This is a genomic window from Caballeronia grimmiae, from assembly GCF_022879615.1.
Taxonomy (GTDB): domain Bacteria; phylum Pseudomonadota; class Gammaproteobacteria; order Burkholderiales; family Burkholderiaceae; genus Caballeronia; species Caballeronia grimmiae.
Window position 1 is genome coordinate 829831 of sequence record NZ_CP084272.1, and the last position, 13368, is coordinate 843198.

The following is a 13368-nucleotide window of genomic DNA, read 5'->3' on the forward strand; positions in this document are numbered from 1 at the left end:
GTTCAGACGGTTTCAACGACTACGGGAATATCGATGCGCTTCATCGTGCGTTCTTCCGGCGTCGCAGGGCGAATCTGGCCGCGCTCTTCGACGAAGCGAACGTTCGCGTCGCGCTCGTCGCTGTTCACGAAGTGACGGAAGCGCTTCCGCGTATCGGGATCGGTGACGGCCTTCTTCCATTCGTCCTCGTAGCTGTCGACGACATGCTGCATCTCGGCTTCGAGTTCGGCGGCGATATCGAGCTTGTCGTTCACGACGACATCGATCAGATAATCGAGGCCGCCTTCGAGGTTGTCGCGCCATACGCTCGTGCGCTGCAGCCGATCCGCCGTGCGCACGTAGAACATCAGGAAGCGGTCGATGTAGCGCACGAGCGTGTCCTGATCAAGATCCGATGCGAGCAGTTCGGCATGACGCGGCTTCATGCCGCCGTTGCCGCAGACATAGAGATTCCAGCCCTTTTCCGTCGCGATGACGCCGATGTCCTTGCCCTGCGCTTCGGCGCATTCACGCGTGCAGCCCGACACGCCGAACTTGATCTTGTGCGGCGTGCGCAGCCCCTTGTAGCGGTTTTCCAGTGCGACCGCGAGCCCGACCGAATCGCCGACGCCATAGCGGCACCACGTCGAACCGACGCAGGATTTCACCGTGCGCAGCGCCTTGCCATAGGCATGTCCCGACTCGAAGCCCGCTGCGATCAGCTCTTCCCAGATGAGCGGCAGTTGCTCGACGCGCGCGCCGAACATATCGACACGCTGACCGCCGGTGATCTTCGTATAGAGACCGTATTTCTTTGCAATCTGCCCGACGGCGATGAGTCCATCCGGCGTCACTTCGCCGCCCGGCATGCGCGGCACCACCGAGTATGTGCCGTCGCGCTGGATATTGGCGAGATAGTAGTCGTTCGAATCCTGCAGGCTCGCGTGCTCCTTCTTCAGCACGAACTCGTTCCAGCACGAAGCGAAAATGTTCGCGACGGCCGGCTTGCAGATATCGCAACCGAGTCCCTTGCCGTGCTTCGCAAGCAGCGAGGCAAACGTGCGATGCCCTTCCACGCGCGCAATGTGATACAGCTCCTGCCGCGAATAAGGAAAGTGCTCGCAAAGATGGTTGTTCACGGCAAGTCCCTGACGCGCCATCTCCGACTTCATCACCTGCGTGACGAGCGGCACACAGCCGCCGCATGACGCGCCTGCTTTGCACGCGCTCTTCAACGCGCCGATACTCGCTGCGCCTGCGCACACGGCCGCGCAGATTTCAGCTTTGCTCACGTTGTTGCACGAGCAAATCTGCGCGGCATCGGGCAATGCTTCCACGCCGAGCGCAGGTCGCACCTTGCCGTCGCTTTGCGGAAGGATCAGGAACTCGGGCGCTTCGGGCAGCTCGATCCTGTTCAGCATCATTTGCAGCAGCGTGCCATATTCGGCTGCATCGCCGACCATCACGCCGCCCAGCAGATACTTGCCGCAACCGGACACGACGAGCTTCTTGTACACCTGCTTGCGCTCGTCGCTGAACTGATACGAACGGCTGCCCGGCGTCTTGCCGTGTGCATCGCCGATGCTCGCGACATCCACGCCCATCAGCTTGAGTTTCGTGCTCATGTCGGCGCCGGCGAACGCGGCTTCGTCGCCCATCAATCGTTTTGCGACGATGCGCGCCATGTCGTAGCCCGGCGCGACCAGCCCGAACAACTGGCCCTGCCACAACGCGCATTCGCCGATGGCATAAATGTCCGCATCGCTCGTGCGGCAGGCATCGTCGATAACGATGCCGCCGCGCGGACCGATCTCGAGTCCCGCTGCACGGGCGATATCGTCGCGCGGACGAATGCCCGCCGAGAACACGATCATGTCCGTGTCGAGTTGCCCGCCGTCCGCGAAATTCATGCGATTCACGGCGCCTTCGCCATCGACGATGGCAAGCGTGTTGCGGTTCGTATGCACCGTCACGCCCAGTTCTTCGATCTTGCTGCGCAAGACGCGCCCGCCGCCTTCATCGACTTGCACCGCCATCAGGCGCGGCGCAAATTCGACGACATGCGTGGTCAGCCCCATGTCGCGCAGCGCCTTCGCGGCTTCGAGCCCGAGCAGTCCGCCGCCGATCACCGTGCCTGTTTTCGCGCGGGCGCCGAACGCCTGCATCGCTTCGAGATCTTCGATCGTTCGGTAGACGAAGCATCCGTCGCGCTCCCGCCCTTCGACGGGCGGCACAAACGGGTACGAGCCGGTTGCGATCACGAGCTTGTCGTACGCAAGCGTCTCGCCGGTCGATACCGTGACCGTGCGCGCCGCGCGATCAATCGACGTGGCCTTCGCGTTCAACTTCAGCGCATAACCGCTGCGCTCGAAGAAGCCCTCTTCGACGAGCGAAAGATCGTCCGCGGACTTGCCCGCGAAGAACTCCGACAGATGCACGCGATCGTATGCGGCACGCGGTTCTTCGCACACGATGGTGACGTGCAGCGCATCGTTGCTGCTCTGCGCGAGACACTCGAGGAACTTGTGGCCTACCATGCCGTGGCCGATGACGACGATTTTCATGACTGGACCTTGCCTCAGTGGGCGACGCTGTTATTGACGGCGAGTGCGCTTTCGCGCAGCGCGGCTTCGCGCGCCTTGTGTTCGGGGGAGAAGCGCACGGCGAGCGCACACAGCGCGGAACCGGCGACGAGGACGCCGAGCAGCGACAGCGTCTGCTGCACATCGCCGACGCCTTTCATCAGGAAGCCCGCCGCCACCGCGCCGACGTTGCCGCCCGCGCCGATCACGCCGGCCACGCCGCCGAGCGCCTTGCGGTCGATGAACGGCACGAGCGCATACGTCGCGCCGCAGGCCATGTGCGTGAAGAGACCGAACACGAGCATCGCGATGATGGCGAGCGCCGCGCTGCCCGCATGCGCAAAGGCATAGAGTCCGATGCCTTCGCCCGCGATCAGCGCGAACAGCAGCGTCGCGCGGATATCGAGGCCGCGTTTCGCGGCGGCCTTGTCGGAAAGCCAGCCGCCCAGCGCGCGAGCGAACAGCGCAAGCAGGCCGAAGCTGCCCGCCGCCATGCCCGCTTCGCCGAGCGTTAGCTTGAAGTGATCGACGTAGTACACGGCCGCGATGTTATGGATGAACACTTCGACGCCGAAGCACGCGCCATAGGTCACGAAGAGCATCCACACGCGATAGTTCGTGCAGGCGGTGACGAAGCTGGCCCAGCCGCCTTTCTTGCCGCCGTCGATGGCGATGCCCGCACGGCGCAACTCCGCGAAATCGCCTTGCGGGCAGTCCTGCGTGTAGCGCCAGTAGAAGAACGCCATGACCGGCATCGCGATGCCCGGCACGATGAGCGCGATGCGCCATGCCGATGCCTCGCCCGCACCCAGTACGATCGCCGCAGCGACGAGAAGCGGCACGATGGCCTGCGCCGCGCCCGCGCCCGCATTGCCCCAGCCGGCGGTCGTCGCGTTCGCGGTGCCGACGACGTTCGGCGCGAACATCACCGACGTGTGGTACTGCGTGATGACGAAGCTCGCGCCAATTGCGCCAATCGCGAGACGGCACCAGAGGAAGCTGTCATATCCCGTAGACAGCGCCGCGCCGATCACGGGCAACGCACCGGCGAGCAACAGCGCGCTATACACCTTGCGCGGGCCAAAGCGGTCGCACATCGGGCCGACGACGAGACGCACGAGAATGGTCACCGCCACCGCCGCGATGTTGATGTTCGCGATCTGGTCCGCGTTCAAGCCATATTCGCGCTTGATGAGCGGCATCAGCGGCGCGCATGCGAACCATGCGAAGAAGCATACGAAGAACGCCATCCACGTGAGATGAAACGCGCGCATCGGCGCACTGCGCATGCTGAAGAGATCGATTCGGGTGGCTTTATCCATTCTCTTGGTCGCAAAAAGAAAGGCGTCCCGCGCACCGGGCCTTTCGAGCCAGATGCGGGGGACGCCGTTGTCCAATGCCCGTCTGGCTCAATGAAGCCGGGGCGCTATGTTCAGGACGGATCGCCGTTGATCCGATGGCAGGACTAAAGGCAAGACCTATGCCATGCGGGTTGCATCGGGCTGAGAGCCTTATGCGGCATGGCTTTGCGCAATGCGTGCACTGAGCGCGGGCATCGCATTCACGCAGCTTTGTGATGCGACGCGGCACAGACGTGGTGCGACGCAGCACTGATGACGTGCGGTGGTCGACTGCGCCTCAGAACTTTGTACGATCCGGTTAGCCCGTTCGACGATCACTCGATGGAGGCATCCACGCGCCGCACGAGTGCGTCTCGCGCATGGTCGGTGCGCAGTCACGATAAGGACATGCCGTAGAGCCTTATCGCGCGGCAATGGCCCGCTTATTGCATTGGTGAAAGCGCCACCGGCAACGGCGCTGGCGGCAACGCAAGAACATGGAACTCAGGACAATGGCGTCCCTCGTGCCCGACACGAGCGGACGCTCTGCGTGTTCGCCGGGTCGAACCGTCTCCCGATACAAGCAAACACGACACGACGATGACCTCCGGAAAAGTCACCCTTCTCAGTGCAGGCCCCGGCGATCTCGACCTGCTGACGATCCGCGCCGCGAAAACGCTCGCCGCCGCCGATGTCCTGCTCGTCGACGATCTCGCCAACGCGGACATCGTGACGCTCGCGTCGCAAGCTCGCGTGATTCGCGTCGGCAAACGCGGCGGCTGCAAGTCCACGCCGCAAGCGTTCATTCAGCGCCTTATGCTGCGTTATGCGCGAAAGGGGCTGCACGTGGTGCGCGCAAAGGGCGGCGACGCGTTGCTGTTTGGCCGCGCGGGCGAAGAGATCGCCGCCTTGCGCGATGCGGGAATCACGGTCGATATCGTGAATGGCGTGTCGTCGGGATTCGCGGCGGCGGCGGGCCTGGGCATTTCGCTCACGCATCGCGATCATTGCCAGGGCGTGACGTTCGTCACCGCGCACATGCAGGATCACAGCGAGCCGGACTGGCGCGCGCTCGCGGCCACCGGCATGACGCTCGCGATCTATATGGGCATGAGCCGCATCGCCGGCATCGCGCAGGCCTTGCTCGACGCGCTGCCCGCGACGACGCCCGCGGCGGTCGTGCAGCACGCGGGATCGTCGAAAGAAAAGCGGCTCGTGACGACGCTCGGGCGTCTCGCCGACGATGCAGCCGCCGCCCGCCTCGGCAGCCCCGCCGTGATTTTCGTGGGCGCGGCGATAGGCGAAGCCTTCGAATTTTCGGCGCAGCGCGAACGCCGGGGACAAGGCATGGCGCACGCGGCGTGATCCGCGTGATTTGGCCTATGCCATTCGGCCAGATGTTCAGCGAAGGTGGATCGCGCTAAAGTCCAACGAACCGATACGCCTCTAAACGCCTCACGATGCTTCGCGTTCTTCTCGTCACCGACACCGACAAGCCCATCGGCGATCTGCGCGACCAGCTCGCGCGTCTCGGCTACGAGATGCTCGCGGAAGCCGCCGCGCCCGCTCAGTTGCACGCGGCCGTGGAGAGTCAGAAGCCGGACGTCGTCATCATCGATACGGACTCGCCTTCGCGCGACACGCTCGAACAGCTCGCGGTGATGAACAAGGCCGCGCCGCGTCCCGTGCTGATGTTCAGCAACGACGCGGACCAGCAGTTCATCCGCGCGGCGGTCGGTGCGGGCGTGACCGCGTATTCCGTCGAAGGTCTCGCGCCGGAGCGGCTCGCGCCGATCATCGAAGTCGCGCTTGCCCGCTTCGCGCATGAAGCGCAATTGCGTCAGCGGCTCGAGCAAGTCGAAAGCGAGCTGGCGGAACGCAAGGTCATCGACCGCGCGAAGCGGCTTCTGATGGAACGGCGCGGCATGTCGGAGAACGACGCTTACGCCACCCTACGCAAGCGCGCGATGGATCAGGGCGTCAAAGTCGCCGAGATCGCGCGCCAGCTTCTTTCGCTTGCCGATCTGCTGCGGTAATCAGGAACCCCGAGCATCCATGAATTCGCCTGTCACGCCGCCTTCCGCCAGCCTCACGCCCGAACGCCCCCATGTGCGGCTCGGCTTCGTCGCCCTGAGCGACGCCGCGCCACTCGCCGCCGCCGCTTTGCGCGACATGGGGCGGCGGCATGGCATCAGCATCGAACTGTGCCGGCAGCCATCGTGGGCGGCGGTGCGCGACAAGCTGCTGTCGGGCGAACTCGACGCCGCTCACGCGCTGTACGGGCTCGTCTACGGCGTGCAACTGGGCATCGGCGGGCCGCAGGCGGACATGGCCGTGCTGATGGTGCTCAACCGCAACGGTCAGGCGATCACGCTGTCGAATCCGCTCGCCGACGCCATCGAGCGGGGCGCGAGCGTGAAAGACGCGCTGGCGTCGCTCGGACGCCCGCCGGTGCTCGCGCAGACGTTCCCGACCGGCACGCACGCGATGTGGCTCTACTACTGGCTCGCGACGCAAGGCGTGCATCCGCTTTCGGATGTGCGGAGCGTCGTGATTCCGCCGCCGCGCATGGCCGATGCGCTCGTCGAAGGCGCGCTCGACGGCTTCTGCGCGGGCGAACCGTGGCATGCGGTGGCCGAGGCGCGCGGCGCGGGGCGCACGGTCGTCCATACGAGCAAGATCTGGCCGGATCACCCGGAGAAAGTGTTCGCGTGCAGGCGGGATTTCGTCGCGCTGTATCCGAACACGGCGCGCGCGCTCATTCGCATGATGCTCGACGCATGCGAATGGGTGGATGCGCAAGAGCATCGGCTGGAAATTGCGGACGCGCTGGCGGCGTCCGGCTTGGTCGGCGTGCCGCGTGAGCTGATCGCGTCGCGGCTCGGGCCTGTCGAGGGCGTCGCGCCGCTGCGTTTCTTCGATGGCGGCGCGGTGAACTATCCGCGCGTGTCCGACGGCCTGTGGTTCATCACGCAGTATCGTCGATGGGGCATGCTTTCAGGCAATGGCGACGACGACGCCGTCGCCGCAGCCGTCAACCAGACCGCGCTGTATGCGCAGGCGGCCCGGGAAGCAGGCGTCGCGCTTCCCGCCGAGCGTCGAATCTCGACGTTGTGCGACGGCCGCGTATGGGACGGCAGCAACGGGAACGCGTATCTCGCGGGGTTCGACATGCGCGCATAGAAGCGTCGATGGCGCGCCGACCGCCTACCATTAGGGTTGCCATGCAGCGATCCTGAAACGGAGGTGCGCCATGCAACTGCTCGCCATCGGCATCGAGAAGCCGGACAACACCAACTTCATTCTCGGCCAGTCGCATTTCATCAAGACGGTCGAAGACCTGCACGAAACGCTCGTGGGCGCGGTGCCGGGCATCCGCTTCGGTCTCGCTTTCTGCGAGGCATCGGGCAAACGGCTCGTGCGCGCGTCGGGCACGGACGATGGTCTCGTCGAACTGGCCACGCGCAATGCTGAGAACATCGGCGCGGGGCATAGCTTCATCATCGTTCTCGGCGATGGCTTCTTCCCCGTCAACGTGCTCAATGCGGTCAAGGCGGTGCCCGAGGTCTGCCGCGTGTTCTGCGCGACGGCGAATCCGACGCAAGTGCTCGTCGCGCAGACGGACCAGGGGCGCGGGATCATCGGCGTGGTGGACGGACTGCCGCCGCTCGGCGTCGAAAGCGCGGACGACGTGCGGTGGCGGAAGGACCTGTTGCGGCAGATCGGGTATAAGGCTTGAGGGCTTGAGGGCTCGTGGCGGGCCGGGCGGGCGTGATGGACAAGCGTCCCCGGAGCCGTCGTGCAACCGGCCGCGGCCGCGCCTTGACTTGCCCGCGCAAATCGCGAGAATGAGGCCCCGCCCCGAAGCCGGGTGGCATCGGCCAGCGAGCGCCCGCCGGCGGCGGAACGGGCCGCACCGCGCGTTTTCCCTCGCGATGCGCGACATCATGGACAATATCGGGATGCGGTGCGCTTGCGCCCAACGATTGCGCGATGCGGCAGCGCATCCGGAACAGCATCCACGGCGATCGGCCCGATTCCAGCCGATGCGCCACCGAACACGCCCACCGGCGCCGCTCCGAGGATAAGGTCGTCCCCGGAGCGGTCGACAAGAACACAGGAGCATCACACATGACCGACATGAATCCGTCCTTCTTCGGCCGGCTGTCCATTGCCTTCGGCGCCTTCTTCGGCATCCTCGGCAACAGCAATCTCGCGGGCCGCGTCCAGCGGCTGCGCGAAACACAACATGCGCCGGAAGCGCCGGACATGCACGTCCCGACGCCCGCGGCAGCCCCGGTCGCGACGCCCGCGCCATCGCCGCTGACGGAAGCGAACCCGGTCGCCGCGCTCCAGTTGCTGGGTCTTTTGCAACGGGACGCGCGCTTCATCGATTTCGTCGAAGAAGACATCGCCAATTACGGCGACGCGGACATCGGCGCGGCTGCGCGACTCGTTCACGATGGCTGCCGCGCCGTGCTGCGCGAGCATTTCACGATCAGGCCGGTGCGCAGCGAAGCCGAAGGCAGCCGCATCACCCTGCCCGATGGCTTCGATGCGAGCGCCGTGCGGCTCACGGGCAACGTCGTTGGCAAGCCGCCGTTCAGCGGAAGCATCAGCCATCGCGGCTGGAAGGTCGAGGAAACGCGCCTGCCGAAGCTTGCGCAGACGCATGACGCGAGCATCGTCGCGCCCGCCGAGGTGGAGCTATGAGCGATTACAACGAACCGCATCGCGAGCAGGCTCGCTTTTCGATCGGCGTCGATCTCGGCACGACGCATTGCGCGCTGTCGTACGTCGACATGTCCGCGAGCGACGGCGAAAAGACCACGCAAGGCGTGCTGTCGATTGCGCAACTGACCGCGCCCGGCGCCGCCGAAGAGCGCGAGTTGCTGCCGTCGTTTCTTTATCTCCCCCATGCCAACGAACTCGCGCCGGGCGATCTCACGCTGCCGTGGACGCAGGAGCGGCCGTACATCGTCGGGGAGCTGGCGCGCAGCCGTGGCGCAGGCACGCCGATCCGCCTCGTGTCGAGCGCGAAAAGCTGGCTCTGTCATCCCGGCGTGGATCGCCGCGCGGCGATTCTTCCTGCCGATGCGCCCGAGGAAGTCGAGCGCGTGTCGCCGCTCGAAAGCTCGGTGCGCTATCTGACGCATCTGCGCGAAGCGTGGAACTACGCGCATCCGGATGCGCCATTCGATCAGCAGGACGTCACGGTGACGATCCCCGCCTCGTTCGATCCCGCCGCCCGCGAGTTGACCGCGGAAGCGGCCGCGACCGCAGGCTACGGCCGCATGACGCTGCTCGAAGAGCCGCAAGCCGCGCTGTATAGCTGGATTCAGAAGTCCGCTGGCGGCTGGCGCAAGCAGGTCCAGGTGGGCGATGTGATTCTCGTCGTCGATGTCGGCGGCGGCACGACCGACCTGTCGCTGATCGCGGTCGTCGAGCGCGAAGGCAATCTCGAACTGCATCGCGTGGCGGTGGGCGAGCACATCCTGCTCGGCGGCGACAACATGGACCTCGCGCTCGCGCACGTCGTCGCGCGCAAGCTCGCAACGCAAGGCACGCAGCCCGATCCGTGGCAGCTGCGCGCACTCACCTACGCGTGCCGTGCGGCGAAGGAAACGTTGCTGTCCGATCCGGACACCGACACCGTGCCGCTCGTGGTGCCGAGCCGCGGGTCCAAGCTGATCGGCGGATCCCTGCGCACCGAACTCACGCGCGCCGAACTGACGCAGATTCTGCTCGAAGGCTTCTTTCCTTACGTCGATGCCGCCGCGCGTCCCGTCAGCCGTGCGCGCGTGGGTCTGACGCAACTCGGCCTGCCGTACGCGCAGGACGCCGCCGTGACACGTCACCTTGCCGCGTTCCTCGGCCGTCAGGTGAATGCGCTCGCCGAAGTGGAAGGCTTGCAGCACGAGACGCCCGCCGGCGCGACGCTGCTTCACCCGACTGCCGTGCTGTTCAACGGCGGCGTGTTCAAGTCGCCTCTGCTTGTCGAGCGCGTGATGACCACGCTCAACGCGTGGCTCGCCGCCGAGAACGCGCCCGCCGCGCGGCTGCTCGAAGGCGCGGACCTCGATCTCGCGGTCGCGCGCGGGGCTGCTTATTACGGCTACGTGCGGCGCGGCAAGGGCGTGCGGATTCGCGGCGGCACGGCGCGGGCCTATTACATCGCGGTCGAATCGGCGATGCCGGCGGTTCCCGGCCTGGAGCCGCCCGTGCACGCGCTATGCGTCGCGCCGTTCGGCATGGAAGAAGGCACCGAGGCCGCGTTGCCCGCGCAGGAATTCGGGCTCGTCGTCGGGGAGCCGGTGCGTTTCCGCTTCTTCGGGTCGTCGGTGCGCCGGCAGGACACCGTCGGCACGCTGCTCGATTACTGGCAGCCGGACGAATTGCAGGAATTCGAGGAAATCGAAGCATCGCTGCCGACCGAAGGCCGCACGCCCGGAGAAGTCGTGCCGGTCAGGCTGCACGCCCGCGTGACCGAAGCGGGCACGCTCGAACTCGAAGCGCTGCCGCGCAATTCGCCTGAACGCTGGAAAGTCGAATTCGATGTGCGCGGCAGCGTCGGCGCGGATCAGGGCATGGGCCTGTAAGTGTCCGCCGCGCGCAAGAAGAAGCCGGTGCAGGCGCGCTTTCGCGTCGGCATCGATCTCGGCACGAGCAATACGGTCGTCGCTTACGCGGCGTCAGGCTCGAACGATATCCGCATCTTCGAGGTCGACCAGTTGATCGCCGCCGGCGAGGTCGCGGCGCAACCGCTGCTGCCGTCATTGCGTTATCACTTCGCGCCGGGCGAACTCAAGTCCGAAGACCTGCAATTGCCGTGGGGCGAGATGGAAGCGCCCGCCGTCATCGGCAGGTTCGCGCGGACGCTCGGCGCGCAGGCGCCGGGGCGGCTCGTATCGAGCGCGAAAAGCTGGCTGTCGCACGCGGCAGTCGATCGCCTCGCGCCCATTCTGCCGTGGGGCGCGGGCGACGACATCGAGAAGATTTCGCCCGTGGTCGCCAGTGCGAGCTATCTGGCGCATGTCCACGCGGCATGGAACGAGCGCTTCCCCGACGCGCCGCTCGATGCGCAGGACGTCGTGCTGACCGTGCCCGCTTCCTTCGACGAAGGCGCGCGCGCGCTCACGCTCGAAGCGGCGAAGATGGCGGGCCTCGAAACGCTGCGACTGCTGGAAGAGCCGCAAGCCGCGTTTTATGACTGGCTGTTTCATCATCGCGAGACGCTGGGCGATGAACTCGCCGATACGCGGCTCGTGCTGATCTGCGATGTCGGCGGCGGCACCACCGATCTCACGCTCATTCAGGTCGAAGCCAACACCAACGCCGGCGGTGAGCCGTTGCTGACGCGCATCGGCGTCGGCAACCATCTGATGCTCGGCGGCGACAACATGGACCTCGCGCTCGCGCATCTCGTCGAGAAGCGGCTTGCGGGCGATGACGGGCGTCTGTCCGCTGCGCGTTTGTCGCAACTCGTCGAACGCTGCCGCGCGGCGAAGGAACAATTGCTGGATGAGCACGCGCCGGCGTCCACGTCGATCACGCTGCTCGGCGCGGGATCGAAGCTGATCGGCGGCGCGCGCTCGGCGGAAGTGACGCGCGAGGAAATCGAGCGGATCATCGTCGAGGGCTTTTTTCCGCTGGTTTCGGGCAACGAGCGGCCGGGGCGGGCGCGCGGCGGGCTCGTGGAGTTCGGGCTGCCGTATGCGAGCGATCCGGCCATCACGCGCCATGTCGCCGCGTTTCTCGCGCAGCACGCGACGCAGGCGCGCGAAGCGTTGCACGGCGATGAGCCAGCGGACGCCGCGCAAAAAAGCGGCCCGGATGCACGAGATGCACCCCCGCTCGCCGTCCCCGACACCCTGCTCCTGAACGGCGGCGTCTTTCGCGCCGGGCCGCTTGCACGGCGCATCGCCGATACGCTCGGCAGCTGGCGCGGCGCGTCCGTCCACGTGCTCGCCAACGACCATCCCGACGTGGCCGTCGCGCGCGGTGCGGTCGCCTATGCGCTCGCGCGTGCGGGCCATGCGCCGAAGATCGGCGGCGGATCGGCGCGCACCTATTTCCTGCTGCTCGACGAGGAAGGCGACGCCACGCGCGGCGTCTGCGTGCTGCCGCGCGGCACCGAGGAAGGCCGGCCGATTCATCTCGCCGATCGCACCTTTGCGCTGAGGCTCGGCTCGCCGGTGCGTTTTCACCTCGTCTCGTCGGTGGCGGATACCGCGTACAAGGCGGGCGAGATCGCGGACGTGAGCGCATCGGCGGGCGACTTCGTGCGCCTGCCGCCGATCGCCACCATCGTCGATGCGCGCGGTGAGGCGAGCGCCGGTGCGAGCGCCGGACCGCGCGAGACGCCCGTGCAACTGACGACATCGCTGACCGAAGTCGGCACGCTGGAGATGCACTGCATCGCCATCGACGATCCCGCGAAACGCTGGCTCCTCGAATTCCAGCTACGCCGCGACGAACCGAACGCCGACGCGATGCAGACGCAACCGCAGACGCATCCGGCCTTGCCGAAGGCCATCGAACTGATCGACCGGACCTTCGGTACGCGCGCGAAGGACGTCAGCCCCAAGGAAGTGAAGCGCCTGCGCGCGCATCTGGAAGAGGCGCTCGGTCCGCGCGACACGTGGGACATCGCGCTGCTGCGCGAACTTTTCGGCGCGCTGTGGGACCGCGCGAAGAAACGCCGGCGCACCGCCGATCACGAGCGGCTATGGCTCAATCTCGCGGGCTACTGCATGCGGCCGGGCTTCGGGCATCCGCTCGACGAATGGCGCGTCGAGCAGTTGTGGACGCTTTTCGATCAGGGCATTCAGTACGTCAACGAAAACCAGGTCTGGTCGGAATGGTGGACGCTCTGGCGCCGCGCCGCAGGCGGTCTCGACGAAGCCGCGCAGTTGCGCCTGCTCGACGACATGGCTTTCTTCCTTCAGCCGCCCGGCGCGAGCCGTTACCGCCGTGCGGCGGGTGCGGCCCGCGCGGGTTACGAGGACATGGTGCGGCTCGCGGCATCGCTTGAGCGCGTGCCGGTCGAACGCAAGATCGAGGCGGGCGACTGGCTGCTCACGCGCCTGAAGAAGCCGTCGGAGAATTTGCAAAGCTGGTGGGCGGTCGGACGCATCGGCGCGCGGCAGCCGTTTTACGGCAGCGCGCATGGCGTCGTGCCGCCGGGCATCGCCGAGGCGTGGCTGAAGACGATCCTTGCGCTCGACTGGAAAAAGGTCGAGCCGGCGGCGTTCGCGGCCGTGCAGATCGCGCGCATGACGGGCGACCGCTCCCGCGACGTGTCCGACGAAGTTCGCGCCGCCGTCATCGAACGACTGGAGACGATGGGCGCGGCGCAGTCGTGGATCGCGATGGTCCGCGAGACTGTCGCGCTGGATCGCGCCGACGAAGGCCGCGTGTTCGGCGAAACACTGCCGGCGGGGCTGACGCTGATCGGCTGAAGTACC

At 66.4% G+C, this 13368-nt stretch carries 9 protein-coding genes; 7 read left to right on the plus strand and 2 right to left on the minus strand.

What is annotated here, in order from left to right; genetic code table 11:
• Positions 1-2 precede the first annotated feature (2 nt).
• A complete protein-coding gene (gene nirB, locus LDZ21_RS17460; RefSeq protein WP_244795033.1) occupies positions 3-2543 on the minus strand; it encodes a nitrite reductase large subunit NirB in 2541 nt (846 codons plus the stop codon).
• A gap of 14 nt (positions 2544-2557) precedes the next feature.
• A complete protein-coding gene (locus tag LDZ21_RS17465) occupies positions 2558-3883 on the minus strand; it encodes an MFS transporter (protein ID WP_035968491.1) in 1326 nt (441 codons plus the stop codon).
• 618 nt (positions 3884-4501) lie between these two features.
• Between LDZ21_RS17465 and cobA the strand changes: the two genes are divergently transcribed.
• The 7 genes from cobA (at position 4502) to LDZ21_RS17500 (ending at position 13362) form a co-directional block, all read left to right on the plus strand.
• A complete protein-coding gene (gene cobA, locus LDZ21_RS17470; RefSeq protein WP_244795034.1) occupies positions 4502-5266 on the plus strand; it encodes a uroporphyrinogen-III C-methyltransferase in 765 nt (254 codons plus the stop codon).
• A gap of 95 nt (positions 5267-5361) precedes the next feature.
• On the plus strand, positions 5362-5937 hold the full coding sequence (locus tag LDZ21_RS17475) for an ANTAR domain-containing response regulator (protein ID WP_035968462.1): 576 nt from the start codon (positions 5362-5364) through the stop codon (positions 5935-5937).
• Positions 5938-5956: 19 nt separating this feature from the next.
• Positions 5957-7084 carry a CmpA/NrtA family ABC transporter substrate-binding protein gene (locus tag LDZ21_RS17480; RefSeq protein WP_244795035.1) on the plus strand — a complete coding sequence of 376 codons (1128 nt, stop codon included), beginning with the start codon at positions 5957-5959 and terminating at the stop codon, positions 7082-7084.
• A 70-nt stretch (positions 7085-7154) separates the two neighbouring features.
• Positions 7155-7640: an adenosine-specific kinase gene (locus LDZ21_RS17485; RefSeq protein ID WP_244795036.1), complete on the plus strand. Its 486-nt coding sequence runs from the start codon at positions 7155-7157 to the stop codon at positions 7638-7640.
• Between the two features lie 392 nt (positions 7641-8032).
• Entirely contained in the window at positions 8033-8614 is a 582-nt protein-coding gene (locus LDZ21_RS17490; RefSeq protein ID WP_244795037.1) for a DUF2760 domain-containing protein, read from the plus strand.
• Positions 8611-10500 carry an Hsp70 family protein gene (locus LDZ21_RS17495; RefSeq protein ID WP_244795038.1) on the plus strand — a complete coding sequence of 630 codons (1890 nt, stop codon included), beginning with the start codon at positions 8611-8613 and terminating at the stop codon, positions 10498-10500. Before LDZ21_RS17490 ends, LDZ21_RS17495 begins: the two co-directional genes overlap by 4 nt.
• Positions 10501-13362, plus strand: a complete 2862-nt coding sequence (locus LDZ21_RS17500; protein WP_244795039.1) for an Hsp70 family protein — start codon at positions 10501-10503, stop codon at positions 13360-13362.
• Positions 13363-13368 lie beyond the last annotated feature (6 nt).

Coding starts and splice junctions, on each gene's coding strand:
- nirB (WP_244795033.1), bottom strand. CDS start 2,543: ATGAAAATCGTCGTCATCGGCCACGGCATGGTAGGCCACAAGTTCCTC.
- LDZ21_RS17465 (WP_035968491.1), bottom strand. CDS start 3,883: ATGGATAAAGCCACCCGAATCGATCTCTTCAGCATGCGCAGTGCGCCG.
- cobA (WP_244795034.1), top strand. CDS start 4,502: ATGACCTCCGGAAAAGTCACCCTTCTCAGTGCAGGCCCCGGCGATCTC.
- LDZ21_RS17475 (WP_035968462.1), top strand. CDS start 5,362: ATGCTTCGCGTTCTTCTCGTCACCGACACCGACAAGCCCATCGGCGAT.
- LDZ21_RS17480 (WP_244795035.1), top strand. CDS start 5,957: ATGAATTCGCCTGTCACGCCGCCTTCCGCCAGCCTCACGCCCGAACGC.
- LDZ21_RS17485 (WP_244795036.1), top strand. CDS start 7,155: ATGCAACTGCTCGCCATCGGCATCGAGAAGCCGGACAACACCAACTTC.
- LDZ21_RS17490 (WP_244795037.1), top strand. CDS start 8,033: ATGACCGACATGAATCCGTCCTTCTTCGGCCGGCTGTCCATTGCCTTC.
- LDZ21_RS17495 (WP_244795038.1), top strand. CDS start 8,611: ATGAGCGATTACAACGAACCGCATCGCGAGCAGGCTCGCTTTTCGATC.